Origin of the sequence: Rhodococcus sp. USK13 (assembly GCF_018343855.1) — a bacterium.
Classification (GTDB): Bacteria; Actinomycetota; Actinomycetes; order Mycobacteriales; family Mycobacteriaceae; genus Rhodococcus_F; species Rhodococcus_F oxybenzonivorans.
The window spans coordinates 1,146,802-1,171,812 of sequence record NZ_CP069242.1; the positions used below are offsets into that span (position 1 = coordinate 1,146,802).

24 protein-coding genes are annotated in these 25,011 nt (G+C 63.1%); 12 read left to right on the plus strand and 12 right to left on the minus strand.

Annotated features, from left to right (window positions below; all coding sequences use genetic code 11):
* Nucleotides 1-410: 410 nt before the first annotated feature.
* Both JQT59_RS08085 and JQT59_RS08090 read right to left on the minus strand, forming a co-directional pair.
* Nucleotides 411-2,249 (minus strand): DUF262 domain-containing protein, encoded by a 1,839-nt coding sequence (locus JQT59_RS08085; RefSeq protein ID WP_213575679.1) that lies wholly within the window; start codon nucleotides 2,247-2,249, stop codon nucleotides 411-413.
* 695 nt (nucleotides 2,250-2,944) lie between these two features.
* Nucleotides 2,945-3,769, minus strand: coding sequence for a hypothetical protein (locus JQT59_RS08090; protein ID WP_213575680.1), 825 nt, complete (start codon nucleotides 3,767-3,769; stop codon nucleotides 2,945-2,947).
* Nucleotides 3,770-4,179: 410 nt separating this feature from the next.
* Here JQT59_RS08090 and JQT59_RS08095 point away from each other — a divergent pair, with 410 nt between their 5' ends.
* Nucleotides 4,180-4,383: a cold-shock protein gene (locus JQT59_RS08095; protein WP_073365012.1), complete on the plus strand. Its 204-nt coding sequence runs from the start codon at nucleotides 4,180-4,182 to the stop codon at nucleotides 4,381-4,383.
* Nucleotides 4,384-4,455: 72 nt separating this feature from the next.
* Here JQT59_RS08095 and JQT59_RS08100 read toward each other — a convergent pair whose 3' ends face one another.
* The 3 genes from JQT59_RS08100 to JQT59_RS08110 are packed head-to-tail and all read right to left on the minus strand — an operon-like array spanning nucleotide 4,456 to nucleotide 7,020.
* On the minus strand, nucleotides 4,456-4,617 hold the full coding sequence (locus JQT59_RS08100; protein WP_213575681.1) for a hypothetical protein: 162 nt from the start codon (nucleotides 4,615-4,617) through the stop codon (nucleotides 4,456-4,458).
* Between the two features lies 1 nt (nucleotide 4,618).
* Nucleotides 4,619-5,689 carry a hypothetical protein gene (locus JQT59_RS08105; RefSeq protein ID WP_213575682.1) on the minus strand — a complete coding sequence of 357 codons (1,071 nt, stop codon included), beginning with the start codon at nucleotides 5,687-5,689 and terminating at the stop codon, nucleotides 4,619-4,621.
* Nucleotides 5,689-7,020 carry a hypothetical protein gene (locus JQT59_RS08110; protein ID WP_213577514.1) on the minus strand — a complete coding sequence of 444 codons (1,332 nt, stop codon included), beginning with the start codon at nucleotides 7,018-7,020 and terminating at the stop codon, nucleotides 5,689-5,691. Before JQT59_RS08110 ends, JQT59_RS08105 begins: the two co-directional genes overlap by 1 nt.
* Before the next feature lie 208 nt (nucleotides 7,021-7,228).
* Between JQT59_RS08110 and JQT59_RS08115 the strand changes: the two genes are divergently transcribed.
* Nucleotides 7,229-7,783 carry a lipoprotein LpqH gene (locus JQT59_RS08115; protein WP_213575683.1) on the plus strand — a complete coding sequence of 185 codons (555 nt, stop codon included), beginning with the start codon at nucleotides 7,229-7,231 and terminating at the stop codon, nucleotides 7,781-7,783.
* A gap of 115 nt (nucleotides 7,784-7,898) precedes the next feature.
* Nucleotides 7,899-8,702 carry a hypothetical protein gene (locus JQT59_RS08120; protein ID WP_213575684.1) on the plus strand — a complete coding sequence of 268 codons (804 nt, stop codon included), beginning with the start codon at nucleotides 7,899-7,901 and terminating at the stop codon, nucleotides 8,700-8,702.
* A gap of 175 nt (nucleotides 8,703-8,877) precedes the next feature.
* On the opposite strand, the gene JQT59_RS08125 is transcribed toward JQT59_RS08120, so the two are convergent.
* Complete coding sequence (locus JQT59_RS08125) at nucleotides 8,878-9,078, minus strand: DUF4177 domain-containing protein (RefSeq protein WP_109334463.1); 201 nt, start codon at nucleotides 9,076-9,078, stop codon at nucleotides 8,878-8,880.
* 192 nt (nucleotides 9,079-9,270) lie between these two features.
* The gene (locus JQT59_RS08130; protein WP_502939802.1) at nucleotides 9,271-9,744 is read right to left on the minus strand and encodes a DUF7144 family membrane protein; all 474 of its coding nucleotides are present in this window, start codon (nucleotides 9,742-9,744) and stop codon (nucleotides 9,271-9,273) included.
* 426 nt (nucleotides 9,745-10,170) lie between these two features.
* On the opposite strand from JQT59_RS08130, the gene JQT59_RS08135 reads away from it, so the two are divergent.
* The 9 genes from JQT59_RS08135 (at nucleotide 10,171) to JQT59_RS08175 (ending at nucleotide 19,292) form a co-directional block, all read left to right on the plus strand.
* Nucleotides 10,171-10,914: a FadR/GntR family transcriptional regulator gene (locus JQT59_RS08135; RefSeq protein WP_213577516.1), complete on the plus strand. Its 744-nt coding sequence runs from the start codon at nucleotides 10,171-10,173 to the stop codon at nucleotides 10,912-10,914.
* A 165-nt stretch (nucleotides 10,915-11,079) separates the two neighbouring features.
* Nucleotides 11,080-12,699: a class I adenylate-forming enzyme family protein gene (locus JQT59_RS08140; protein ID WP_213575685.1), complete on the plus strand. Its 1,620-nt coding sequence runs from the start codon at nucleotides 11,080-11,082 to the stop codon at nucleotides 12,697-12,699.
* Between the two features lie 51 nt (nucleotides 12,700-12,750).
* Nucleotides 12,751-13,923: a thiolase family protein gene (locus tag JQT59_RS08145; RefSeq protein WP_213575686.1), complete on the plus strand. Its 1,173-nt coding sequence runs from the start codon at nucleotides 12,751-12,753 to the stop codon at nucleotides 13,921-13,923.
* Between the two features lie 166 nt (nucleotides 13,924-14,089).
* A complete protein-coding gene (locus tag JQT59_RS08150) occupies nucleotides 14,090-14,488 on the plus strand; it encodes a Zn-ribbon domain-containing OB-fold protein (RefSeq protein ID WP_249354234.1) in 399 nt (132 codons plus the stop codon).
* On the plus strand, nucleotides 14,488-15,633 hold the full coding sequence (locus JQT59_RS08155; protein ID WP_213575688.1) for a thiolase family protein: 1,146 nt from the start codon (nucleotides 14,488-14,490) through the stop codon (nucleotides 15,631-15,633). Before JQT59_RS08150 ends, JQT59_RS08155 begins: the two co-directional genes overlap by 1 nt.
* Nucleotides 15,630-17,135, plus strand: coding sequence for an AMP-binding protein (locus tag JQT59_RS08160; RefSeq protein ID WP_249354237.1), 1,506 nt, complete (start codon nucleotides 15,630-15,632; stop codon nucleotides 17,133-17,135). Before JQT59_RS08155 ends, JQT59_RS08160 begins: the two co-directional genes overlap by 4 nt.
* Before the next feature lie 79 nt (nucleotides 17,136-17,214).
* The gene (locus JQT59_RS08165; protein WP_213575689.1) at nucleotides 17,215-17,673 is read left to right on the plus strand and encodes a MaoC family dehydratase; all 459 of its coding nucleotides are present in this window, start codon (nucleotides 17,215-17,217) and stop codon (nucleotides 17,671-17,673) included.
* A 41-nt stretch (nucleotides 17,674-17,714) separates the two neighbouring features.
* The gene (locus JQT59_RS08170) at nucleotides 17,715-18,410 is read left to right on the plus strand and encodes an SDR family NAD(P)-dependent oxidoreductase (RefSeq protein WP_213575690.1); all 696 of its coding nucleotides are present in this window, start codon (nucleotides 17,715-17,717) and stop codon (nucleotides 18,408-18,410) included.
* Nucleotides 18,411-18,437: 27 nt separating this feature from the next.
* Nucleotides 18,438-19,292: an acyl-CoA thioesterase gene (locus JQT59_RS08175; protein ID WP_213575691.1), complete on the plus strand. Its 855-nt coding sequence runs from the start codon at nucleotides 18,438-18,440 to the stop codon at nucleotides 19,290-19,292.
* Nucleotides 19,293-19,376: 84 nt separating this feature from the next.
* Here JQT59_RS08175 and JQT59_RS08180 read toward each other — a convergent pair whose 3' ends face one another.
* From JQT59_RS08180 to JQT59_RS08200, 5 genes are all read right to left on the minus strand, one after another.
* Nucleotides 19,377-20,525, minus strand: coding sequence for an acyl-CoA dehydrogenase family protein (locus JQT59_RS08180; protein WP_213575692.1), 1,149 nt, complete (start codon nucleotides 20,523-20,525; stop codon nucleotides 19,377-19,379).
* Between the two features lie 134 nt (nucleotides 20,526-20,659).
* Nucleotides 20,660-21,718 carry an acyl-CoA dehydrogenase family protein gene (locus JQT59_RS08185; protein ID WP_213575693.1) on the minus strand — a complete coding sequence of 353 codons (1,059 nt, stop codon included), beginning with the start codon at nucleotides 21,716-21,718 and terminating at the stop codon, nucleotides 20,660-20,662.
* A complete protein-coding gene (locus tag JQT59_RS08190; protein WP_213575694.1) occupies nucleotides 21,715-22,881 on the minus strand; it encodes an acyl-CoA dehydrogenase family protein in 1,167 nt (388 codons plus the stop codon). The genes JQT59_RS08185 and JQT59_RS08190 overlap by 4 nt, the downstream gene beginning before the upstream one ends.
* A 149-nt stretch (nucleotides 22,882-23,030) precedes the next feature.
* Nucleotides 23,031-24,239: an amidohydrolase family protein gene (locus tag JQT59_RS08195; protein ID WP_213575695.1), complete on the minus strand. Its 1,209-nt coding sequence runs from the start codon at nucleotides 24,237-24,239 to the stop codon at nucleotides 23,031-23,033.
* A gap of 114 nt (nucleotides 24,240-24,353) precedes the next feature.
* Nucleotides 24,354-24,944, minus strand: coding sequence for a TetR family transcriptional regulator (locus JQT59_RS08200; protein ID WP_213575696.1), 591 nt, complete (start codon nucleotides 24,942-24,944; stop codon nucleotides 24,354-24,356).
* Nucleotides 24,945-25,011 lie beyond the last annotated feature (67 nt).

A 25,011-nucleotide genomic window follows, 5' to 3' on the forward strand; every position in this document is an offset into this window, starting at 1 on the left:
GCCGGGCGGGGTTGCGTACGCGGCCGCCTGCAGATCGGCCGCGGTCCTTCGACCCGGGCGAGGCCACCTGCGGTGTCCCCTGATTCGAGCAAGAGGCTGTAGACATCTCGCTGCGGGTGGCATCTTGAGACACTGCGACCTGCGGAGTTGTCGCTTGTCTCACGGCACGGCCACCGCAATCTGTCTCGATGCCCTGGCATTTCTTCGGGCATCACGAACGAGGCCACCGTGCCGACGCCCTCCCGCATCAAGACTCCCTGAAACGTCATGAAGTGGTTATGGCACACCAGAAACGTTGGTTGTGGGTAGGGCAGTCTGGATCCGTGCCGGTCGGCTCGACACCGTAATCGGATGCCTCATCGATTCGGCTTCCACTCAACATTTCGACCTTGCCACGGCGCCGCGGCTAGTTATGTGCGCGAGAATTCTTCTGCACTGCGCCAGATGCCGTGCACGATGTCGGCGAGTTCCTTCGCGCGCGCGGTGATGGCGGTCTCGTCCCATACCTCCGCTGCGCCGATTCGGGCGTTGAGCTGAAGCTTCGATTGTTCCAGCAGAGCTGCTCGTTTTACGTCCCATGCGCTGTCGCTCAAAGAGCTGTTGAAGGACCCGGTGATAAGCGTGAGGTTGCCGAGGCGGTCGACATGCTGCTGGCGGTGCTGCTCTGCGGCGAGACGCTCGGACTCGTCAGCGATGTCCACCGGCCAGTTCGCCGGCCAGTTCCGCGGCATGATGTGCTCGATTTGCAGGACGTCGTAGTTGAACTGTCCTTGTTCGGTCTTCGCGTTGCGGGCACGCAGTGCTCGATCAATCTCGGAGAGCAGCAGGCGCAGACGCCCGCGGCTGAGGACTCCGTCATAGAAGCGCCTTGTGGTGAAGCTTTCGGTGATCTCCTCATCAGTGGGCCACCAATGAGCTCGCCCAGTTCCGTCCAACGCGGCGACAACTGCGAGGGCGATCGGGCGGTTCCCCGCTTCGGCTGCTTGGGCAGCTTGGAGCACCTCGATGAAGGTTCGACCGTATCCGCGTGTGTTCGCATTCACGAGCGCCCTGCGCATCAGCCAGGATTCGACTGCCGAGACTGCCGTGATGTGTTCCTGCGCAAATAAGGCGTCCGCAGAGCGGGTGCTGAGCCACAGCAGAAGAGGAGTCGCGGTCACGACCTCGAGGGCGTTGATTTTCTGATACGCATCCTCGATGCGGACGTTGATGACCGGGTAACGACGGTGCAGTCGACCGTATGCGCGGGCGTAGGCGTAGATGTCGGCCAGCACCACTTCTGTCGGGAGGTCAGCTGCGGCGAGATAGTTGCGGACTTCACCGTAGAGGTGCCCGACGTTGACCTCGTGGCCGGTTGCTGCCGACAGCCACGCCGAAAGCACGACGTCCCGTCGGCCGCGAGCGGCGTGGCCGCGACCAATCTCGACTTTCCACCAAGGATCGTCGAACTCCGCCCAGTACTTGTCGTACAGCGCGTCGACGTCGGTGTCTTCGGTGAACTCTCCGCGGAGAAACAGCAGATTCTTGACCAAGTCGGAGGCTGACAAGGGGGTCTGACGCCCGTTGAGGACCTCGAAGATGACCTGAGCGTCATCGTTGTCTTCGAGGTCGATGATGACAAGCTTGAAAAGGCCGACCAATGCATGCACAAGCGCCGCGGATCGATCCGTTCCGTCCTCACTGGTCATTGCTTCACGTGCCTGATGCCCGAAGAAACGCCGAGCTTGCTCGTAGAGATGGTCTCCTGGCGGGACGGCCTCGTCATCCATCACGGTCCGCCACACGTCACGATCCTTGCGGCGAGGCCAGAGCTTGTACCGTTCGTGCGATTGCTTTGTGAGGTCCGCAGGATTCCACAGCAGGCGACGTACCTGATCCACCAGGTCCGAGTCGCGTTCGACAAGAGCATCCAGCACGCCTCGGGTGAGGAGCATCAACGTGGTGAGCCGCTGCTGTCCGTCGATGACCGCGCGCTCGTCGATGCCACCTGTCAACGACGGAAGCTGATCGCAAACAATAGCGCCGAGGAAGTGGGGCGCCACAGTCTTCTCGAACATCGCTGCAGGCTTCTTCATTGCCTGAGCCATCTGCCGGGCGTCGACAAGTCGCTCGGCAGCTGAAACCAGGTCCTCGAAAAGCAGCGTCCACTGACCGACTTCGGTCCATTCGTAATCCCGCTGGAACGTCGGAATGACGTACTGGATCGGCGTAGTGAGAATCTGCTTGAGTTCCCGCGTGTCGGCCTTCACGAAATGTTCCCCTCACTGATGACACCCGCCATCGGGTCCAACAAGCTCAGTGTTCCAGCCGTGCCGACAATTCATCAATCAATCGGGGGCACCGACCCATCGCCCCTCAGCGGAAGTGTGCCTGTGCTCGGTAACGGCGTCTGGCGCGCACCCTCGACCGGACACCACCCCGAATCGTCAGACAAATCGCGGCGCAGACGGAGAGAATGGGAGGCACGCCTTCCGCCACTACCCGAAAAGGGGCACCATGACTCGCCTATCCGAGTCGCGGACCACCGTTGTCCGGTGTGGCGCAGCAGTAACGGTTGCGGCTGTCCTAACCCTCCTCGGTGCCCACGTCGCTGCGGCTGCGCCGGTCGACACTCCCTTCCCGATCCCCGTGGCCGGACTCACTCCCCCCGACCCCATTTGGCGTACACCAGGTCCAGCCGGCGGATGGATCATCGCCAGGACCGACCCGTCGGCACCTGGTCTCACCCATTTCGTGGCTATCGGATTGGGCTGTGGAGCATGCGTCGTCCACTGGCGGAACCTCTCGACCGGTGACGTCGGCGAAGCCTTCGCCTACGTGTACCCGCCTGGTCCCACCGTGACCGGGTCCGGAGTGCTGGTGGCTACCGTGAGCATCGCCGGCGCCTCGACCCTCACGATTTTGCCGGGTGCTGGGGCATGGACATTCCTTGAGGACTGTCAACCTAGTCCTCCGCCTTTGCCACCGACGTCGCGGCAAGCTCCACGACGCGCGCGCGCCCTTCGTGGAGCGGCAGCAACGAACCGGGGCGGTATGCGACCTGAATGATCGTGGAACCACTCCTTGCGATTGCCCAGTGCATGGGGAAGCTGCCGACTTCGGGGTACTTGATCGACGTCGTCATGCCCTGCCGCCCCATTGTGTCCTCGGTGATTGGGGCATCAAATAGTTCTTGTTGCTCGTGATATGCGTAGCCGGAACCGGTGTCTGCCGTGTCCCAGGAAACGCACCGGGCAGCGAGGTCCCGATACGCTGTCATCGCGGCTGATGCCGCATCGGGGCTCGAGTAGTTCCAGGCTTGGCTGGTAATCAGTTCGACCTGGTCTGCCTCGTCGAAATGCCATGCTGCGGCGGCTTTTTCTACAACACTGGGAGTGTTCAGTGCCCATGACTGGTTACTACACTCAGGCTGAGACGCCGCCTGCACTTCCGAGGCTTCAGGGTCGGTATCGTCATCGGCCTTCCAGCCACTCCCTATGAGCTGATCATCTGTGAGAAGTAGGCTCTTGGCCGGCTTTGCATGATTCCGGACCGCAGGTAGCGAGTTCGTAATGGTAGTAGATGTGGCCGCTTCCGTAGAGTCCGATGTCGGCGAATCCGAGACCGTTGTCGAAACGGGGGTCTCTCCAGCGACCGGAGCGTCACTTTCTCCGGCACCACATGCGGACACCAGCACAGCAGCTGAGACAGCTAGTCCAAGGGCGCTGGGGTAACCGAAAAGTCGGGGGATCGAATCCGTGGTCGCCCACGCCTGGGACAGTCTCAGCATGCCGGAATTGTGCCATGTCACCGGTTGATGGAGCTCGGACAGCTCAAGTCGGTGACTGACGTGACGTCGACGCGGGTGTCTTGCATGTCGATCTGTGGGTTCGTGTCTCTCAACAATGGCGGATCCGCCACTGGCCCGGCACTCTCCGTGAGAATCCGCCACGGTTTCTCTTCATGGTTGAAATCTGTCTCATCGGCCACTTCAGCCGCGCACCACCAAAGGGCTGCACCGGATCAGTCCGAATGGGACACCTGCGTCGCTGCCTGCGACGCAAGAGCGACGAACTCGCCACCTTCCTACATACTGCTCGACGCCTATGCGACTCCCGACGTCGCCGTCCGTCATCGATCAGCAGAGTTCGCCCGGGAATTCGATGTGAGTGCCCGGATCGACATTTAGGGAGTATCGGCATGGCGCAGGGCATCGTGAAGTGGTTCAACGGCGAGAAGGGCTTCGGTTTCATCGCACCCGATGACGGAACACCGGACGTCTTCGTGCATTACTCGGAAATCTCGGGCAGCGGCTTCAAGTCGCTCGATGAGAACCAGCGTGTGGAGTTCGAGGTGGGCCAGGGACAGAAGGGCCCGCAGGCCACGAATGTGCGGGCTGTCTAACTAGTCTGCGGGACCGCACCCGGTGGGTGCGGTCCTCATTCGATCGCCAGGATCCTTCATCGAATCCACTTCTCAGGGCATGGTCATCACGTCGAGTGTGAGCTGGTCGCCGTCACCAGAACTGAATCCGAGTTCCGTCAGCGCCGGGCAGTCGAGCTGGGTAACTATCTGTTGTGCGCCGGCGTCGGCGGCGAGCAGTTCACGGGCTTCGTCCGGTGACAAGGAATCCGTCATGTCAAAAATCCGCTTCCGAGGCGGCGGCGTCGATCTCGGCGAGCAGGGGCACGTCGCTGTCGTCGTCCGACTCCGGTGCCGCGGCGCGCTGGAGTCGCTGTCGCGCGAGGTCGCGGATTCGATCGCGGACGTCGCGCCCGCCGGGTGCCGGGTGGAGGTTGCCGCCGAAGCCAGGCAGGTAGACGTTCACGGTGACCCCTAGTTCCGATCCCGGTGGGGCGTCGGTGTCGCCGACCCAGGTGTCGCCGATCAGGTGTAGTTCGACGTCGGCGGTGCGGAAAGGGTCGGCGCCGGCCACGGTCGCGCTTGGCCGTAGGTGTGCGGGCACGGCCCCGGACAGATTCGGCGCTCCCACCACAGCCACGCGCACGGTGGTGTTTCCGGCGACCCGCTGCACCTCCCAGGACACTGCCCGCTCGGATGCGTCGACCAGGCCGGGAGGGCAACGGCGCCAATCGGTTCCGCCGGATCCCCGCGCCAGGACGAGGGTGCCGGCCCGGACCGCCGTGGCAGTGCCGGCCGCGAGTGCGTAATCCCCCGCGCGCGCCGCGTTTCCTGCCGGCCGCGGTGGCACGGCCATGAGGACTGCGTCGGCGCCGGCGACCACCGACTCGCAGTCGTCGACAAGTCCGGCGATGTCGCGGTCCAGCAGGGCGTCGTCGAGGGCCGGTATGGCATCGATCGTCGAGGCCGGCCACCAGCGTGCGGCCCACAGCGCGAAGGCGAGTCGCCGAACATTCGCGGCCAGGCGCGGGCGTGCCGGCCTGCATTCGACCTCGTGCACAGACCCACCGGGGTCGGCCGACGCCAAGGCGACTGCGGGCTCGGCCAGCGCCAGGGCGACTGCCTCGCCGTACAGCGCCCACACCCAGTCCTGTGCGGAGGTGACGTCGTCGATCACGGCGGTGGGCGGGGCGGGCTCGGTGAGCACACTCCAGCTGAGATGACCACCGGCGACCTCCAGGACGGCAACGTCGATACCCGGGTCGTCGTCCAGAACACTGGGGGCGTCGCCAGGAGTGATCACCCAGAGGCCTCCGGCTACCGCCCGCACCGTCACCGAGTCGGGCATCAGCTTGCCCGCGATCGGGACGAATCGGCGGAGTCGGCGAGCGGCAGCACGCTCAGTGCCTGTTTGACGCGCATCCGGTGGTCGAGAATGACCGATCGGGCGACGCCGTCGAGGAGGTCCCACACCTCGTCGAGTGCGTGCACCGACGACTCCCGGGCGTCGCGGCCGTGCAAGCGCACCCACAGGCGCCGCAGGTACGGCTGCCACGGCTTCCGGAGTTCGGCGGCGATAGCGGCAAGCGGATTGGTGTCGGGCAGAGACCGGTCGGCGGTGCTCAGCGCGAGCCGGCGAGCCTGCAGTACATACGCCTCGCGCTGCCAGCGGCCGTTGATCACCCGGCTCGAGGCCGTGTCGGCGGCAGGATCACGATCACCGGCCCCGATCGGCCGTAAATCTACGGCCAGCGTGGCCCCCGCGGTCGCAACCACCCGCAGCGACTCGTCGAGCAGGGCCCACGGCGAGCAACTCCGCGCGATCTCCGTCGTGACCAACTCGGCGACGGGCGGAAGGTCGGCTCGCTCAGTCGAGGCGCGCAGCACGGTGAAAACACGTTCGTGGACGGTGCGGTCGAAGGGAAGTCCCAGGGCCGCGGTGGACGCAGACATTCCCAGGACGGGCGCCCCAGGCACCGGGTGTGTTGTCAATCCCAGCTCGTGAGCCGTGTACGCAGGGGAGGGTGTCCACAGCGCAATTCCGAAGTGGGTTCCGGCGGAACCGGAGACCAACCCGTCGAACACGCACTGGCCGGAGTCGTCCGATTCATCGAGCCGTGCACCGGGGCAGGCATCGAGAAGTGCCTCGATCTTCGAGGTGTCGTCCTCGAGAGCGACACGCGAGAGCGGTCGTCGGCCCCAGGCGAGATCGATGAGTGCCGTGAGTTGCCGGGCCTGCGATGGGTCGGTGATATGGGCTTTCAACGCCTGGGTGGTGCGTCCGGCCGAGTATTCGTGCACGTCGCGCAGGGTGTCTGCCGCGATCGACTCGCCGCGGTCAGGGTCCGGCGGGCCGGCCGTGGTGGCCAGCTCGAAACAGCGCTGAAAGTACAGGTCCTGCGGATTGCCCTCGGTGATCCGTAGTGCACGGCGGACCCGCTTGAGCAGCGTGAACCATGCTGCCGTGGCACGCAGCAGATCAGCGGAGGCGTGCAGGCGTGTCGCCAGAAGCCCCGCGCCGTCGGAGGAGACGACCGGACCGGCGCACGCCGGGTTCTGCACCGGACGAATCACCAGCGGATCGAGGATCAGTTTGACTGTGCGGCTGAGCGGCCCGCCGTCCGGGCCGCTGAGCGGTTCGACGCCGTCCAGTTCCCGCCACACCTCGTCCAGGACCATGGCGCGGGGTCGCCGAGTAGCCGTCGCCCCCCTCGCTTCCGTCCGCATTCGAGCAGGCTACCGCAGGTGCGCTCGGCGCAGGTCGGCAGAAATCTGGGATCGGTAGGGCGCGGGCCGTCCATACCTTTCAGCCATCGGCCCCACACCGCGGGCCGAAGAGATCGGAGACGGGCGCCGAGCGCCCCTCACGACACGTGAAGGACGGATCATGAACAAGATCATTCGGACTCAGCCGAAGCGCGCATACACGGCAGGCATCGTCGCGATTGCGGCTGCAGCCCTGCTGCTCTCGGGTTGCAGTGACAGCGAAGGGTCCAATGACAGCTCCGACGCCCCCACGGTCGCCTCGGAGAAGTCGAACGCCGCGAGCCCGGCCGGTGCGTCAGCGGCCGTCATCGACGGGAAGGCGTTGGACGCCACGTTCGACGCCACCTGCGCCAAGCAGGGTGACACCCTGGCGCTGGCTCTCGCCGACACCGGCAATGCCACGTACGGGGACCTGGCCGTGAGCGCGACCATCACCGGCACCGACACCGTGCAGGCCGTCGGAATCGCCGGCAGCAAGGGCGGGTCCAACGGGCTGCCCTACGCCCTCGGATTCGGCCAGGGAATGCCCGGCGGCACCGCGACGGTCGTGAAGGACGGTGACGTGTACAAGGTGACGGGGGAAGGCGTCGGCGCTCCCGACATGAGCAATCCGACCGCGCCGACCACGGCGAAGTTCGACCTCACCTTCGCGTGCTCCACCATCGTCGGCGGCTGAGCCCCACACCACTATCGCCACGGCGCGCGCGAGTCTCGGACAGACTCTGCTGCAGCGTGATTCGCGCGCGCCGGGGCACTGCCCTCACCACCCACACGTATCGGAAGGAAACATCATGAACAAGATCCTGCGCATCACAGCACTCACGTTCTTCGTCGGGTCCGTCGGCTACTACCTCTGGTACGGCCTCGGTAACCGGGGGGCAACGGACTACGGGATCGAAGGTCTCGCCTGGGTCGGGCCGCAGATGATCTGGCCGATCCTCGCCACGACCCTCCTCATCATGGTTTTCGCCTTCACCGGCGACAGCGTGATGGCGGCACTGACCGGGACGAACAGCGCAGCGTTCCGCAACGGGTCGGTCGGGATCGGTACCGTGCGCGCAGTACGGCAGACCGGGATGACCCTCAACGATCAGCCGGAGGTCCGAATCGATCTCGGTGTCGAGGACGCCGACGGAAAAACATTCGAGTCGCACGCGAAAATGATTGTGCCGCTCACCGAACTGGCGCTGCTCAGGCCCGGTGTCGTGCTACCCGTGCGGTACGTGCCGGGGCGCACGGACAAGGTCGAGATCGATCGCTCCGGCGACACCGCCGCCGTCACCGAAGCGTGGAATCACACCATGATCCGGCAAGGCATCACCTCTGTGGACAAGCTCGACATCGCCGCGCGGGGAGTCGCAGCCCAGGCGGTGGTGCAGTCGCTCAGCGTTCCGGGGGAAATTCGCAACGGGCATCCCAAGGTGCACCTCGGCCTGGTTGTCAGCCGACCCGACGGATCGACATTCACCACCCGCGTCGAGAAGTTCCTGCCCTCACGCAGCGTCGCGCACGTGCAGGTCGGACGGGTACTCGACGTCCACTACCTTCCCGCGAACGAACAGGAGGTCGTGCTCGCGCTAGCGGTGAATGCGTAACCCGACACGTTGCCGTGCCCTGTCGTGGCCTGACCCACCGGGTCACCGTCCCGTTGGCGTCGGTGATGCTCGCCGACACCGGTGCCCCGCTCCCGGGGCCTCGCCTGCTCCCCGCCTCACGGCGAAAGTGATGTTCGGCGCAAAGAACACGTCGGCTGTTCGTGTCCGGACCTGCTCAGCTTTCGCGTTCGAAGGTGATCAGCAGTCCCTCCACGCTGCCAGGGCCGATTCTGCCCTTGACATCGGACGAGGTTATTGCTTTGAGACGCCATCCTTGCTGGGCGTACTGGTTGAGCAGGTCCTCGAGTTTGCCGCCGGACATTTTGCCGCCGATCATTTTCTCGCGGACCTCGACGACCTTGTAGGTGTATGTCATTGTTGTCGCTCCCGTTCGTTTCACTGTGTTCTCGGGGATAGTCGCGGATGTTCACCAGAACGGGTGAACGTCGAGATGAGGTGCTTCCTGGGTCGTCACCCGTTCCTCTGGAGTCGGGACTTTTCGAGTTCTGCACGATGAAGGAAATGGAAGTGCGGATTGCTGTTGCGTCGACCGTGATCCCCGGCCGAGTTACCGAGCGGGAGTGCCGGTACCGCGAAGGTTCGCCTTTCTGCTATTTGGTTCCGGATTCCACGTCGAGACAGCCCAGATGACGACGACGTCGAGGGCGATGATCAGCAGTGACCACCACGGGTAATAGGGCAGCCAGAGGAAGTTCGCCAAGATCGAAATGGCGGCGACGATGATGGCCGACACTCGGGCCCACCCGGCGCCCGTGAAGAGGGCGAGGCCGACAATCGCGACGAGGACACCGAGGATGATGTGGATCCAGCCCCAGGTGGTGAGGTCGAATTTGTAGACGTAATTTATGCCGCCGACGAATACTTCGTTTTCGGCGACCGCCGCGATGCCTTGGAAGAACTGGATGATGCCGACGGTGACCATGATGACGGCGGCCCCCATCGACGTGCCGGCCGCGAAAGCTTGTTTGCCGGAGGGATACTCGGAACTCGCTGGATTCACTCTCGAGCTACGATCGGACATGGCTGACCCTTCCCGAGCTTCGGTTTTACCGGTACCACAATTATCTGCCGCCGTGTGGTGTGTTCGCGGCGAAACTAGGATTGTGGTTCGAATGAACCCGCCTGGTGGGGATTGCCCGGGCCGGTGAAGTCGGCGTCGGCACAAACCACGGCTGTACGTGGCGTCGAGTGTGCGGGTGGAGAGCCTCGACCGGGGACCGAGTCCAGGGCTTACTCGGATCGGCTCGAGCTACGACCTATGTCACAGCTTCCTCGACCACACCGGACTTCCTTATGATCACCACTCACTCAATTCCCGAAACATCGTCAATGAGCAGTTCGGCGTAACCATGAGTGAGCATCCCGACCGGTCGACGCGACGCTGCTTCGCGCCGTGCCCTATAGTTATAGGATTAGATTGATTTTAACGGGTTCGCGAGAGGGCGCTATGTCGGTTGGCACGGAATCATCGCTGGTACGCGTTCCGAAAGCGGGAGAACTCGTTGCAGCTCAGCTGCGGCGGCAGATCGTTACAGGCGAGCTGAAGCCGGGCGATCCTCTCCCGGGTGAAACGGCCCTGATGGAGCGCTACGGCGTGTCGCGGCCGACGATGCGTGAGGCGTTCCGCATCCTGGAGTCGGAATCGATCATCGTCGTACTTCGGGGCGCACACGGCGGGGCGCGCGTTCTTGCACCGGACGAATCGGTAGCGGCGCGTCATATGGGACTGCTGCTGCAATACAAAGGTGTAGCGCTCGCAGACGTCTATCGTGCCCGGGCGGAGATCGAGGTCGCCGCCTTACGCGCCTCGGCGGATGCCGATCTGACGGAACTCTGTGATCTCGTCGCAGAAGCCGCTGAGGCGATCGGCGACCCAGTTGCATTTGCCAAGATCGATACCCGTGTTCATCAGGCAATCGTGGACCTGGCCTGCTCGCAAACGATGTCGATCATGATGGGTATGTTGCTTCGAATTCTGGACGCCCACAATACGCTCTTCATCTCGATCAGAGGGGCTGATCGCGAACGCGCCATCGACGAGGTCGCGCTGCGTTCGTATCGCAGGTTGCTGAAGCTACTGTCTGCAGGAGACCAGGAGGGCGCTGTCGAGCATTGGCGTCGACATCTACGCAAGGTGGAAGCGCACATGCTGGATGATTCTGCACCGACACTGGTCGAGGTACTTTCCTGACAGCTCCAGCTCGTTTACAGCGGACGCAAGGCGACAAGCCTTGCGTCCGCTGTAGTTTATCGGGGATGGGACGCCGAGGCCAACCCGACTATATAGCTGTATCATTAAGCTTTTCAGGCGCAACGACTCGGCGTCGCGCCCATTATTGGAGCGATGTGGTGCACAATGCATGGTTCTCAGCTGCCGGCCCTCAATGAGGACGCGAGGCCTGGGTGGTCGTACGCCCTGCTCAGCGTCTCTGTGCCCTGGGCGGATGCAGACGACATCACTGTCGGCGAGCGGGTGGCGCTTGCTGCTCGACGTCACCCGGCCAGGAGTGCCATCGTATGGATCGACAACATGGAGGTCCGTGCAGTCGGCTGGGGTGATCTTCATCGGCGAGCGTCGGCAATCGGCGGTCACCTTCAGCACATGCTTCCCTCGAATGCGAGGGTAGGAATTCTCGGACGTGATCGTCGGCAATGGATTCAGGCTTTCTACGGTGCAGCGTGCGCCGGGTACGGCGTGGTCCCGTTGCCGGACGAGGGTGCAGACAGCTTGGCTCGGTACTGCGGCGCAGTCGGTGTCGATCTGGTCCTGGCAACCGACGACGCTGGAGTTCGCACGGCGGACGTGGGGAACGTGCGCGTGGTGCCGATCGGTGGCCTGTCGGACCTGGGCGCGGTGGCCTACCGGCCGGATGTGAACGGGCCGAACCCCGACGATCCGTTTCTCTATCAATTCACATCGGGAACCACGGGGACGCCGAAAGTGGCTGTGCTCTCGCATCGAGCGGTGCTCGGAGCGGCCGCAGGCTACGCACATGCCACGGGCGCATCCGACGGCGATGCGATGTTCAACCCGTTGCCTCTCGAGCATGTCGGGGGGTCGGTCGCCGGTCTTCTCGGAACCCTCGCTATCGACGGCGCATATGTGGCCGTGGATCGCTTCGACGCCGGGGGCATCGCCGAAGTTGTACGGACGACCGCACCGAGTGTTGTCGGGCTCGTTCCGACGATGCTCATCGATCTCCTGAATCGCGGCGCGGTGCAACCGACGGATTTCGCCTCGGTATCTTCGATCGTCGGGGGTGCGACCAGCGTGGACCCAGTGCTGATCGACCGGGTGGAGGCCGAACTCGGTATTCGTTTCCTGGTCGGTTACGGCCAGAGCGAAGCGCCGTGTCTGACGGTCAGTGGAGTCGATGATCCTGCGTTGCTGCGCACCCGCACGATTGGCCGGCCGTTGCCGGGTAGGGACTACTGCATCGCCGTCGACGGCGCTGTTGCTCGGGAGGGTCGGGTCGGGGAGCTTTGTGTGCGTGGTCCGTTGATCATGTCCGGATATCTCGCTGAGGACGGGAGAATCACGCGAGTAGCGGATGAGAACGGATGGATGCGAACCGGTGATCTCTGCTCCATGAGCGACGGGATCGTCAGGTTCCATTCCAGGGCCCGCGACCTCGTGATCCGTGGTGGGGAGAATCTCTATCCGGCCGAGATCGAGTCGGTTGTACTGGAATATCCCGGAGTGCAAGAGGCTGCGGCATTCGGGATTCCGGATCTTCGATTGGGGGAGCGGCTTGCGGTAGCCGTGATGTGCGGCTCGGCAGGGACTCTCGATCTCGTCGACCTCGACAGGTTCATTGCGGAGCGACTTCCCCGTAAGAAGCGCCCCACCGAGTGGTTTCTCGTCGACGACTTCCCTCGGACGTCGACCGGCAAGGTGCGGAAGGCGGCGCTGGCCGACCGACTTGCACGTCGCATGGTTGACGGAACGCCATCCGTGCCAGATATAGTTAACTGATTATACGGAAAGGTTGGGTCGGAGCCCGATCGTAGACATTGAGGAGAAACAATGCGGGACGCAGTCATCGTGGCACTCGCTCGTACACCGATCGGCAAGCGCGGGGGTGCGCTCTCAAAGGTGCATGCGGTCGATGCGTCGGCCCAGGTACTCAACGGACTCGTCGAGCGGGCCGGCCTCGACCCTTCCATCATCGATGATGTTCACTGGGGGAACGTGATCAGCATCGGTCAGCAATCCGGAAACATCGGACGCATGGCGGTCTTGGCGGCGGGCTGGCCCGAGAGCGTTCCCGGCTTCACGGTGGACCGGCAGTGCGGTTCGTCCCAACAGGCGATCTCCACTGCAGCAGCCACGGTGATAGCCGGCCATGCCGACATCATCGTCGCCGGAGGTGTGGAGATGATGTCGCAGGTACCGATGGGTGCTGCCACGGTCGAAGGAACCGGTGAGATGGGTGGTCCGGCAGTCGAGAGGTATGCCGATGCCTTGACCGCCCCCGGATTCGGTGGCCGATTCAACCAAGGTGCGGGTGCCGAACTCATCGCCCGAGAGTGGAACCTTTCACGCACCCAGCTCGACGAGTACTCGGTGCGCTCGCACGAGCGAGCAGTATACGCGCAGGACAACGGCTATTTCGACGACGAGATCATCGCGATTCGAACGCCCCACGGCGACGTGTCCTCGGATGACGGAATCCGTCGTGGCTCGACGGTGGAGAAGCTGTCCACTCTGAAGACCCCGTTCCTCGAAAATGGTTGCATCACAGCAGGAAACGCTTCGCAGATCTCCGACGGTGCTGCCGCGGTCCTCATCATGACCTCGGAGAAGGCTGCCGCGCTGGGGCTGAAGCCCATCGCGCGTGTCCACACTGCCGTGGTCACCGGTGATGATCCGGTCAAGATGCTCACCGGTCCGATCCCCGCGACGCATCTGGCGCTGAAGCGAGCAGGGCTGTCGATCGGAGACATCGACGCTTTCGAGGTCAACGAGGCCTTCGCGTCCGTCCCGCTCGCGTGGCAGGCGGAGACGGGTGCTTCCGACGAAGCACTCAATCCCGCCGGCGGCGCAATTGCGCTGGGCCATCCGCTCGGTGGATCCGGTGCTCGTCTCGCGGTCACCCTCCTCAGCCACCTTCGCCGTACCGGTGGTCGATTCGGTCTGCAGACGATGTGTGAAGGCGGGGGCACTGCGAACGCCACCATCTACGAGAATCTTCAGTAACTGCCGGTAGATTCCGAAGGTTTCGATGGCGTATGGAGTGGTGAATTCGCCTCGGCGGCCCGGTCTCCCGAGAGGGATGCCGGGCCGTTTCGTCCGTGGTCGACACATGAGCGCTGCCGGTCCAATTTAATCCATACAATAAGTATAAATGTGTTACTCTTTCGTCATGGCCGAGTTCGTGTCGCCCCCCGACCTCTTCCGGGTTGACGGCGAAAATGTTCATCTGTTGGCGTCGACTTCGTCGACCTCGCAATATCTCGTCTTTCCGGCGGAACCGGATCGTTCGGTGATCGAACTGAGCTCCGAAGGGACGCTCTACACCTGGACGAGCCAGGAATTCCCTCCCCCCTCCCCACCGGCCCTGAAAGACGGAGAGTTCCGTTCGTACGGCGTCGGGTACGTCGAGTTCCCGGAGGGGCTGCTCGTGGAAGGACGGCTGACGTCCTGCGATCCGAGCGAGCTCCCGATAGGCGGCCGCATGAAGGTGGTCACCATCCCCTTCGCCGGGGGAGAGACCTTCGCATTCGAACCGATCAAGGCCGACGAGTCGGACAGGGGACAGTAATGGTAGACGTGTCGATCATCGGCGTGGGCATGCATCCATTCGGCCGATTTCCCGGAAAGTCGGCGCTCGATATGGGCGCGGAGGCTTTGCAGACGGCGCTCGCCGACGCCGGAATCGGGTGGTCCGATGTACAGATGGGGTTTGCCGGCAGCTTGGAGGTTTCCAATCCCGATTCCGTGATCGGAAAGGTCGGCCTCACAGGCATCCCGGTCTACGGCGTGTTCAATGGATGTGCCACTGCCAATACGTCACTGTCGATGGCCGCCAGGGCCATCGAGCACGGCGAGGCGGATATTGCGGTCGCAGTGGGATTCGACAAGCATCCCAAGGGCGCCTTCGCGGCCGACCCGTCGGTGATCGGGCTTCCCGGTTGGTACGCGGAAACGGGCCTGTTCCTGACCACGCACTTCTTCGGAATGAAGATCAACCGCTACATGCACGACTACGGGATCACTTCCCGAAGCCTTGCGCGCGTCGCAGCGAAGAATCTCCGGAACGGTGCACGCAACGAACTTGCGTGGCGACGAAAGCCTATGTCCGAGGACGAGATTCTCGAGGCTCCCTACCTGAACTTCCCTCTGACCCAGTACATGTATTGCGCACCCGACGAGGGAGCTGCAGCAGTGGTGCTGTGCCGTGCCGACAAGGCGAAGCAGTACCGGTCCGTGCCGATTCAACTGAAGGCCTCGGTTCTACGTACGCGCCGCGAAGGCGCCTTCGAGATGCAGAGCCCCTCCCTCCCGCTGACCGGGGCACCCAGCCCGACCGTCGACGCCTCCCGCGCTGCTTTCGAGATCGCCGGTGTCGAACCGGCCGACGTCGGTGTAGCCCAACTGCAGGACACGGACGCAGGTTCGGAGATCATGCACATGGCCGAGAACGGATTCTGCGCAGACGGTGACCAGGAGAAGCTGATTGCCGAGGGGTACACCGAGATCACCGGCGCTCTGCCGGTCAACACCGATGGTGGACTCATCGCGAACGGAGAGCCGATCGGCGCGTCGGGGCTCAGGCAGATCCACGAAGTGGTTCTCCAGATGCGGGGCGAAGCCGGCGCTCGTCAGATCGAAAAGGTGCCCTCGGTGGGATACACCCACCTGTACGGATCACCCGGCACGGGCGCGGTCAGCATCCTGGTCAGGTGAGCGAAGTGACCGACGCCGTTTTCCCCCGGGACTGGGCGCATCGCACCGCGCTCGTCGTCGAGCCGACCGGCGAGACCGTCACGTTCGCGGAACTCGAGGAACGCTCGAACCGCGCAGCACACTTCTTTCGCGAGCAGGGCCTCCGGATCGGTGACACGGTCGCCCTTCTCCTGGAGAACCGGATCGAGCTGCTCGTCCTTGCTTTCGCAGCGCAGCGATGCGGCCTGTACTACGCGGCTGTCAACACCCATCTGACACCGGCGGAGATCGACTACATCGTCGACGACTGTGGAGCCTCCCTGGTGGTGTCCTCCTCACGATGCCACCTCGCTGTCACGGAGCGCGAGATCCGAAGATTCTCCGTCGACCGGGTGGAGACGGAAGGGTGGCATCTTCTCGACCTTTCGCCGTACCTGGTCGATCCTGTGGTGGACCAGGCCGAGGGTGACTTCCTCCTGTACTCCTCAGGTACGACAGGGCGGCCCAGAGGCATCGAACGGCCCCTGACCGGAGGAGAATTCGGAAGCTACCCGGACATCCCGGGCAAGTGGTTGTCGAGACTGCTCGGTCTGGTGCCGGGAGACGTCTTCCTGACACCCGCTCCGCTCTACCACGCGGCGCCTCTTGCATGGACGATGGGAGCCCTCCGCCAGGGTGCCACGGCCGTCGTCATGGAAAGGTTCGATGCACCCCTTGCCCTCGAACTGATCGAGAGACATCGCGTCACCCACAGTCAGTGGGTGCCGACCATGTTCGTGCGCATGCTCAAACTCGATCCGGAAGTTCGTAATCGCTTCGATCTGACGAGTCATCGCGTCGCCGTTCATGCGGCCGCGGCATGCCCGATCGAGGTGAAGCGGCAGATGATCCACTGGTGGGGACCGATCCTCTTCGAGTTCTACTCCTCCACCGAGGGTGTAGGGGCCACCAGCATCTTCTCCGAAGACTGGCTGCGCAAGCCGGGATCGGTGGGGCGGCCGTTGATAGGGAAGATCGAGATCTTGGACGACGACCATCGGCCGGTGAACACCGGTGTGGTGGGAACAATCTGGTTCTCGGGCGGTGGTAATTTCCGTTATCACAGTGACGCTGCCAAGACGGCAGAAGCGCACGACGCGGAGGGGCGTGCAACCGTCGGCGATCTGGGCTGGATGGACGAGGACGGCTACCTCTTTCTGGCAGATCGACGGGCCGATCTCATCATCTCGGGTGGGGTCAACGTCTATCCGAGGGAGATCGAGGACGCGCTGATTCTTCATCCGGATGTGCTGGACATTGCTGTGGTCGGGCTTCCGGACGAGGAGATGGGTCATCGCGTGGTGGCATTCGTGCAACTGCGCCCGGACTCGACGGTTCCGGTCGAGTCACTGCCGCTTGCCCTGACTGAGTTCTGCAGTGACTCCCTGGCGAAATTCAAGATTCCGCGCGAATTCCGATTCGTCGAAGAACTGCCGCGCACACCCACTGGGAAGCTGCGGAAACACGAACTGTTGCCTCGGTGACGGTTCGAAGGACAAGCATCTGAACGACGCTGTCGAAAAGTTCCTGCGCTTGCTGCCGGAAGAATGATTGGAGAAGCACATGCGTGTTTTCAGCTCGACCGACGAGATAGTCGGTGCAGCGGGTGAGAAGCTGGGTGTCTCGGACTGGGTGGACATCACTCAGGAGCGGATCGACACCTTCGCAGAAGCGACGGGGGATCATCAGTGGATCCATGTCGATGTCGAGCGCGCGACTTCCGAGAGCCCATACGGGAAGCCGATCGCTCACGGGTATCTGACTCTGTCGCTGCTCCCGATGCTGGGGTGGCAGATCTACCGGATCGAAGGCTCGAAGATGGGAATCAACTACGGTTCCAACAAGGTCCGGTTCGTCAACCCCGTTCCTGTCGGGTCTCGCGTGCGTCTGCACTCGACGTTGGTATCGGCGGAATCCCTGCCGAACGGATCTGTGCAGATGATCGTCGGCCAGTCGATGGAAATCGAAGGGCAGGAGAAGCCGGCATTGGTAGCGGAAACGGTGAGCCGGGTTGCGTTCTAGAAGAAAATGCATTTCAGCGGCCCTTGCAGAAAGGCAATTGTATGTCTGAGCGGACAATCATCGTCTCCGGTGGAACCGGTGGGCTGGGCACCGCGGTCGTCGGTGAACTCCTCACCGGAGGATGGCACGTCGTCGTACCGTGGGTCGTCGAGGAAGAACTGAGCCGGCTTCCGCAGTCGGACCGCCTCACGTTGATCGAGGCCGACCTGTTCGACGAGGAGCAGGTACGCGCCGTGGTGGCCGAAGCGGCCCGACATGACGACCGTCCGCTCGGGGCGGCGGTCAACCTCGTCGGCGGCTTCGCGATGGGAGAGCGGGTTGCAGACACACCGATCAGCGAATTCGACCGGTTGCTGCGTCTGAACCTGCATCCTCTCTATCTCCTCACACAACACGCTCTGCCCGCGTTGGTCCGAGCCGGCGGCGGTTCGATCGTCGGTGTTTCGGCGAAGGCGGCGTTCGCCCCCTTCAGCGGCGCCTCGGGTTACATCACCTCGAAGGCCGCTGTCTGCGCATTCCTCGGTGCAGTCGCGGCAGAGTACTCGCGAGACGGGATCCGGGCCAACACGATTCTGCCCTCCGTAATAGACACTCCGGGTAACCGCTCGACACAACCGGATTCTAGTAGGGATGGGTGGGTCTCCCCGGCGCAGATCGCTTCGACCGTAGCCTTCCTGGTATCGGATGCAGCGTCGGCAGTGACGGGTGCACAGGTGCCGGTACCAGGTGTGGGCTGAGTTGCTTCATCACGAGAGGAACGGCGCATGACCGCCGGATTGACCGACCTGACCGCTCTGCTGAAACTCGACCAGGTCGACGAACTGATATTCGAATCCCTTCCTGCCGATTACCCGCTACCGCGGGTCTTCGGAGGTCAGGTGGTCGGCCTCGCCGTCGCTGCGAGTGCACGTACCGTCCCTCTGGACTGGTCCATGCACTCGGTTCAGTCCCAATTCCTCAGGCCGGGACGTGCGGGGCAGGTCATCAGATTCGTCGTCACTCGGACCCGAGACGGCGCGTCCTTCGCGAGCAGGTCGATCGACGCGTATCAGAGCGACAAACTCATCTTCACGGCACGCGCATCGTTTCATCGCGCCGAGAACGGTTTCGACCATCAGATGCCTGCCCCCTCGGCCCCGGCACCCGATACGGTCCCGTCGGTCGTCGATTTGTACCATGCGGAACCCGGGCTGTGGCCGGAGTTCTATCTGGAATGGGGGCCGCTCGATATTCGGATCGTGCCGGACACGGATGTGCCGGCGATCCCGACTTCGACCGGGATCGGGTCGCGTGGCCTGACGTGGATGCGGGCGAACAAAGTGGCCGGCGGTGAGGCCTATATGCACCGGGCACTGCTGGCCTGTATCTCGGACCTGTTGATCCTTCCGGAGTCGTTTCGGCCCCACGGCGTACCGTCGTCCCATCCGGGTGTTCATTCGGCATCTCTCGACCACTGCGTCTGGTTTCATCGTGATTTCCGAGTCGACGAATGGCTGCTCTACGACCGCATGTCGCCGTCCGCGCACGGCGGATTGGGCTTCTGTCGTGGTGAGTTCTTCGATTCCGATGGTGTCCATGTTGCGAGCGTCGTGCAGGAGGGACTGATCAGACCTGTCTGACGATCGGTGTTCTCGCGCGAAAAGGGGCGGTCCTACTCGATGTAGGACCGCCCCTTTCGGTGTGCGGCCGCAGCCGCGTCTCTGTCAGAAGCCCAGGCTACGCCCGACGAGGTCGAGCATGATCTCGTTCGTGCCGCCGTAGATGCGCTGAACGCGGGCGTCGCGCCAGAGTCGAGCGATCTCGTACTCGTTCATGTAGCCGTAGCCACCGTGCAGCTGAAGGCATCGGTCGACGATCTTCCACTGGGTTTCCGTCGCCCACCACTTGGCGCCGGCGGCTTCCTCTGCCGTGAGCTCGCCGGAATTGACGCCCAGGATGCACTGGTCCACATAGGTCTGCATGACATCGACTTCCACCCGCATCTGCGCGATGGCGTGACGATTGACCTGGAACTTGCCGATTTCCTGGCCGAAGGCCTTCCGCTCGTGGGCATACGCGGTCGTCAGGTCGACGGCGCGGCGTGCCTGGGCGACCGCATGGATGGCAATGCCGAGCCGCTCGGCCGGCAGGTTGCCCATCAGGTGGTAGAAGCCGCGGTTCTCCTCGCCGAGGAGGTTGTCGACCGGCACTCGGACGTTGTCGAAGAACAGTTCGGCAGTGTCGGCGGATTTCTGGCCGATCTTGTCGAGCTTGCGGCCGCGGGTGAACCCGTCCATGCCGGTCTCCACTACCAGCAGGCTGATGCCCTTGTGCGGCTTCTCGGCGTCGGGATCGGTCCGGCATACGACGACGACGAGGTCGGCGAGCAGGCCGTTGGAGATGAAGGTCTTGGCGCCGTTGACCACGTAGTGGTCACCGTCGCGCCGAGCCGACGTCTTCACGTTGGCGAGGTCGGATCCGGCGCCGGGCTCGGACATGGCGATAGCGGTGATGTATTCGCCGCTGACGTACTTGGGAAGCCAGCGCTTCTTCTGTTCGTCGGTGGTGAGATCGCGGAAGTAGCCGGACAGGATGTCGTTCTGCACGCCGAGGCCGATGCCGACCGCGCCGGTGGCGTGGTATTCCTCGTTGAGGATGGCGTTGAAGCGGAAGTCCTTGATGTCGGCGCCGCCGTACTCTTCCGGCATCTCCCAGCCGATGAGTCCGAGCTTTCCGGCCTCGATCCATACGTCACGATCGACGTAGCCGCGTTCCTCCCATTCCTCGGAATGGGGGACACACGCTGTTTCGAAGAACGATCGCGCTGTGGCCCGGAAATCGTCGTGCTCGGGTTCGAAGATTTTGCGTCGCATTTGCTGTCACTCCGTCAGGACTAGGAGGGCGGCGCCTTCATGACGCCAATGAGTTAAATATACTGACTATTTAGTTGATTGCGAAAGGTATGGTTTCGATCCCGGTGACCTCGCCGTTCAGTGATGGTCGCCCTTCAGTGAGCGACGGCGAACTCCCAGACCGACATCCCCGAGCCGAGGGCTCTGCGGCCCAGTTCTTTTGACCATTGCGTCGACGTTCCGAAATCGCGGTTCCACGCAAGTGCACGCGTGGTGAAGTGCCTGAGTTGGTGGTCCAATGTGAAACCGATGGCTCCATGTGCCTGGTGGATATCACGGCTGACGACGGTCGCTGCCCGGCCGGCTTGAATCTTCGCTATCGAGACCGCGATGCGTGAACTGTCGGCGTCGAAGCCTTCCTGGGCGACCACTGCGGCGGCATGGGCGGTCGCGGCCTTTGCGGTGGTGACGAGCCCGGCAGACCGGGAGATCAACTCCTGGACTGCTTGGAATTTCCCGATCGGCCGACCGAACTGATGGCGTTCGGTCACGTGGGCGATCCCCAGATCGAGAATGCGTTCCAGGGCGCCGCAGATCTGTTCCGACCGTGCCCATGCGCCTCGGGTCAGGTACTCGCTACGCGTGTCCGTCGACGTGGGAACCACTTCCAGAGCTTCGACCGAAACGGACACATCGGCATAGTGTTCTCCGACGAGATCGCCTACAGGTTCGATCTTGGCGTCAGCTGTGCGGATGCGGCCGACGAAGCGGTCACCTGCAACGAGTATGTCGCTCGCGATCTGTCCCCAGGGAACACGATTGAGAACGATCTTCCCTGCTCGAAGGTCACCGGGCGACCAGTCGACCTGGACGGCAGTCATCGGAGCCGAAGATGCGTCGGTTCCGTGTAGTCCGAGCAGCCACGACGCAAGAAGATCGGTTTCGAACAGGGGCGCGGGGAGTGCGTGGTAGCCAGTGCGATCCAGCATGAGAGCGGCTTCGGTAATCCCGCCGCCGCTGCCGCCGGCGCTTTCGGGTGTCGTGAGGAGGGTCAGTCCCGATTCGCCCAGGAGGTCCCAGGCTTCGGAAGAATAGGGCAGGGTCGTCTGCGGACTGTGCAAGTGGGGACGCGTGATCGAACCGAACAGGTCGTTGGTGAGTTCGCGCAATGCATCCAGTTCTGCCGTGGTCGAACCGTGAACAGTCGAGGTCATCTCAATCCCAATCCGCGCGCGATGACTCCGCGCAACACTTCGCTCGTTCCACCTCGGAGTGTGAAACCTGGTGCATGCAAAAGGGCCTCGGCAATCAATCGGCCGAGCGTGTCGGACGATTCGAGATCGGTGTGAGCGTGTGCGGCCAACTCTGCAGAGTCGCTGACGACGCGTTGCTCGAAACTCGTACCGATCTCCTTGACGAGTGCCGCGGCGAGGTCGGCGGCCTCGTCGTTCGACAGTGCCCGGGCCACGGAGCTCGAAAGATGACGAAGGGTCGTGAGATCTGCGACGAGGCTGCCGAAGGTCACCAGCGAATGGTCGTCCACGTCGTCGCTACCGGCTGCCAAATGCGCGCCCACCGCGTCGAGAAGTGGTTGCGGGGAAAGGATGCGTTCGGGACCGCTGCGTTCGAAGCTCAGTTCCGACCCCACCTGCTTCCATCCTTCTCCGGGGTTGCCGACCACCATGTCGTCCGGAACGAAGACACGATCGAGCACCACTTCGTTGAAGTGATGTTGACCGGTGAGCAATTTGATGGGGCGGATGTCGATGCCCGGAGAGTCGAGGGTGATGAGGAATTGGCTCAGTCCCTCGTGCCGGTGCTTGGGATCGAGGTCCTCGGTCCTGGCGAGGACGAAGAACGCCTCGCTGTGGTGTGCACCCGAAGTCCACACTTTGGTGCCGGTCACTTCCCATCCGCCGTCGACGCGAACGCCGCGCGTGCGCACCGAGGCGAGGTCGGAGCCCGCTTCGGGTTCGCTCATCCCGATCGCAAAATAGCATTCACCGGAGGCGATCCGAGGAAGATATCGTTTTCGTTGGGTTGCCGAGCCGTGTTTGAGGAGGGCCGGCCCTACCTGCCGGTCGGACACCCAGTGCGCCGCAACCGGTGCGCCGTGCGCGAGAAGTTCTTCGGTGACGACGAAGCGTTCGAGGTGACTTCGGCCCTGTCCACCGTGTTCGGTGGGAATGGTCATTCCGAGCCAGCCCTGCTGTGCGAGGCGGCGGCTGAAGTCCGGATCCCAAGACGAGATCCATGAATCGACGCGGGGCTCCCACCCGTAGCGATGACGATCCGCCGCAAGGAAGTTGCGGACCGCGGTGCGCAACTCTGCAGTTTCCGGTGGAAGGGGGATTACTTCTGGAACTAGCCCGATCATGATCGGAGGACCTCTCGGCTGTGCTCGTGCACGAGCAGGCGGGATTAGCTTGCGAGTGAATCGTGTGGTTCGGCCGGGTCGGCGGAGTGGACCGGCGCGTGCCGATGAGTGTCCTTATCGGCAGACGCCGTCGAATATGCCTCTCGGGACTACGTTCCCGCGATCAGGTCCATTCCGTTCTGGCGGATGAAGCGCTGGCGCTTCTCGTCACCGAGTCCCTCGACCCGTTCGAAGAAGTCGGCCGGTTCGCGGAGTCCTTCGGCGTGCGGCCAGTCCGATCCCATGACGAGGCAGTCCACGGTCCCGAGCTTCTCGACCATCCCGACCGTATCGTCTTCCGGGTACGGAACGACACGGATGTGGTTCTTGAAGATGGTGCTGGGGCGCTCCGTGAGCTGGCCACCGAGCCATCGTCCGTTCCGGGCCATGCCGCGACTCTTGTCCATGTGCCGGACGAAGTGGGGAATCCACTCGGCGCCGAATTCGCTGACGAGGACCTTGATGTTGGGGAAGCGACCGAAGAGGTTGTCGAAGATGAGTGCCGACAGCGTATCGGTGATGGGACGTTCACCGTAGGTGTTCTGCCATTGCCAAGCAGAAAACTGGAACGGCGGTACGAGGTTCCATCCCCAGTGAGAGGCAACGTTGGCCTGATAGTGGAACTCCGAGATGTGGTACGAAACCACAGCTTTCGCTTCGTTGATTCGTGCCCAGAAGGGATCGAAGTAGGGGTCGCCCGGAGAGCGTCCGTAGGCCGGCCCTGCCGGCAACATGATGAACCTGGCACCCTTGTCCAGAACGCGGTCCAGTTCGGCACATGCTCGGTCGAGGTCCCGCAGCGAAAGCATCGCCGGAGCGTAGATGGTGTCCTTGTATGCGAATCCCCAGTCCTCGTCGATCCATCGATTGAAGGACTCGAGGTTGTCGTACAGGGGATCGACGCCGTCCAGGTACGCCTCGGCCAGCAGTCCCCAGCCGCCGGGATACATGACGGCCTTTTCGATCTGCTGCTCCTGCAGCTGGATCAGTCGCTTGTCCTTGTCGAGGTATTCGGCCTGGATCGGCTCGTAGAACCTCTCGGCGTCGGTGGCATTGCCGGAGGCGCGCTGCTTGAGCATCTCGACGAGCGACCCCGGGACGTATGCCTGATCGAGGTCGGCCTCGAGTGCTGTCACGATTCGGTCGTTTGCCAGCAGGACCTTGCGGTCGTAGCCCGGTGCCTCGATCGGTCGCACTGCCGTATGAAGCTTGTTTTTGGGCATGAAACGCGTGAACGCGTCCGGTGCCTCGTAGGAATGTTGATCGAAGTCGGCCATCAGGTACGGGAGGGTTCCCACCGAGTTCTTGATCAGCGCCATGCTCGCCTCCGTGTCGGGGATTCGGGGCCGCTTCGCGTAGCTACGCCGGGCCTCCGATATGAGTCAGAGTATCAAACTGAGACGGTGTCGCACAATATCTGGGTGGAGGTGAGTTCAGTCGGCGGCAATCATGGACTGGGCCTGGGCGAACATGGACATGATGATCCGGTCGATCGATATCGGCTCCGGAACTGCCTGCCACTCCCACAACGCCGCAGCCAAGCATCCGACCGCAAGATTGGCCAGGAGCACGTCCGAGGCATCTGGTGCTTCCGACCCGCGTTCGTGTGCCAGCTGACGGGCGAGCGCGCGCTCCCACCGGAGACGCATGCGCATGCTGCGGGCTTCGAGTTCGCGGGTCGTCATCACGAGTCTGGTCAGTCTCTGCCCTTCCGAGGAATCGTCGTCGAGGAGATGGTGGCCGAACCGGGCAAACGGTGAGGCGAGCGACAACAGCGTCCGGTCGGAATCCTCACGCTGTGCAACATGTTTCACCATCTCGTCGACTGCTTCGGACTCGTTGGTGAAAAGGAGTTCTTCCTTCGACGGGTAGTAGCGAAAGAACGTTGCGCGCGAGATGCCTGCTTGATCGGCGATCTCCTCGACACTCGTCCGGTCGTAACCTTGCCGCTCGAACAGTTCGAGAGCGGCGTTCTCGATTTCGAGCCGCGTCCTGGTCCGGTTCCGTTCACGCAAGGACGCCATGATTGTTCTTCCTTCGGTCGTCGTCAGCGGCTGATGCCCCGTGACGAGACGATAGCAACGGTCGGTC

Coding starts and splice junctions, on each gene's coding strand:
- JQT59_RS08110 (WP_213577514.1), bottom strand. CDS start 7,020: ATGGTCCTGGACGAGGTGTGGCGGGAACTGGACGGCGTCGAACCGCTC.
- JQT59_RS08095 (WP_073365012.1), top strand. CDS start 4,180: ATGGCGCAGGGCATCGTGAAGTGGTTCAACGGCGAGAAGGGCTTCGGT.
- JQT59_RS08105 (WP_213575682.1), bottom strand. CDS start 5,689: ATGCCCGACTCGGTGACGGTGCGGGCGGTAGCCGGAGGCCTCTGGGTG.
- JQT59_RS08140 (WP_213575685.1), top strand. CDS start 11,080: ATGCATGGTTCTCAGCTGCCGGCCCTCAATGAGGACGCGAGGCCTGGG.
- JQT59_RS08120 (WP_213575684.1), top strand. CDS start 7,899: ATGAACAAGATCCTGCGCATCACAGCACTCACGTTCTTCGTCGGGTCC.
- JQT59_RS08200 (WP_213575696.1), bottom strand. CDS start 24,944: ATGGCGTCCTTGCGTGAACGGAACCGGACCAGGACGCGGCTCGAAATC.
- JQT59_RS08175 (WP_213575691.1), top strand. CDS start 18,438: ATGACCGCCGGATTGACCGACCTGACCGCTCTGCTGAAACTCGACCAG.
- JQT59_RS08090 (WP_213575680.1), bottom strand. CDS start 3,769: ATGCTGAGACTGTCCCAGGCGTGGGCGACCACGGATTCGATCCCCCGA.
- JQT59_RS08145 (WP_213575686.1), top strand. CDS start 12,751: ATGCGGGACGCAGTCATCGTGGCACTCGCTCGTACACCGATCGGCAAG.
- JQT59_RS08100 (WP_213575681.1), bottom strand. CDS start 4,617: ATGACGGATTCCTTGTCACCGGACGAAGCCCGTGAACTGCTCGCCGCC.
- JQT59_RS08130 (WP_502939802.1), bottom strand. CDS start 9,744: ATGTCCGATCGTAGCTCGAGAGTGAATCCAGCGAGTTCCGAGTATCCC.
- JQT59_RS08155 (WP_213575688.1), top strand. CDS start 14,488: ATGGTAGACGTGTCGATCATCGGCGTGGGCATGCATCCATTCGGCCGA.
- JQT59_RS08135 (WP_213577516.1), top strand. CDS start 10,171: ATGTCGGTTGGCACGGAATCATCGCTGGTACGCGTTCCGAAAGCGGGA.
- JQT59_RS08165 (WP_213575689.1), top strand. CDS start 17,215: ATGCGTGTTTTCAGCTCGACCGACGAGATAGTCGGTGCAGCGGGTGAG.
- JQT59_RS08170 (WP_213575690.1), top strand. CDS start 17,715: ATGTCTGAGCGGACAATCATCGTCTCCGGTGGAACCGGTGGGCTGGGC.
- JQT59_RS08180 (WP_213575692.1), bottom strand. CDS start 20,525: ATGCGACGCAAAATCTTCGAACCCGAGCACGACGATTTCCGGGCCACA.
- JQT59_RS08125 (WP_109334463.1), bottom strand. CDS start 9,078: ATGACATACACCTACAAGGTCGTCGAGGTCCGCGAGAAAATGATCGGC.
- JQT59_RS08195 (WP_213575695.1), bottom strand. CDS start 24,239: ATGGCGCTGATCAAGAACTCGGTGGGAACCCTCCCGTACCTGATGGCC.
- JQT59_RS08185 (WP_213575693.1), bottom strand. CDS start 21,718: ATGACCTCGACTGTTCACGGTTCGACCACGGCAGAACTGGATGCATTG.
- JQT59_RS08115 (WP_213575683.1), top strand. CDS start 7,229: ATGAACAAGATCATTCGGACTCAGCCGAAGCGCGCATACACGGCAGGC.
- JQT59_RS08190 (WP_213575694.1), bottom strand. CDS start 22,881: ATGATCGGGCTAGTTCCAGAAGTAATCCCCCTTCCACCGGAAACTGCA.
- JQT59_RS08150 (WP_249354234.1), top strand. CDS start 14,090: ATGGCCGAGTTCGTGTCGCCCCCCGACCTCTTCCGGGTTGACGGCGAA.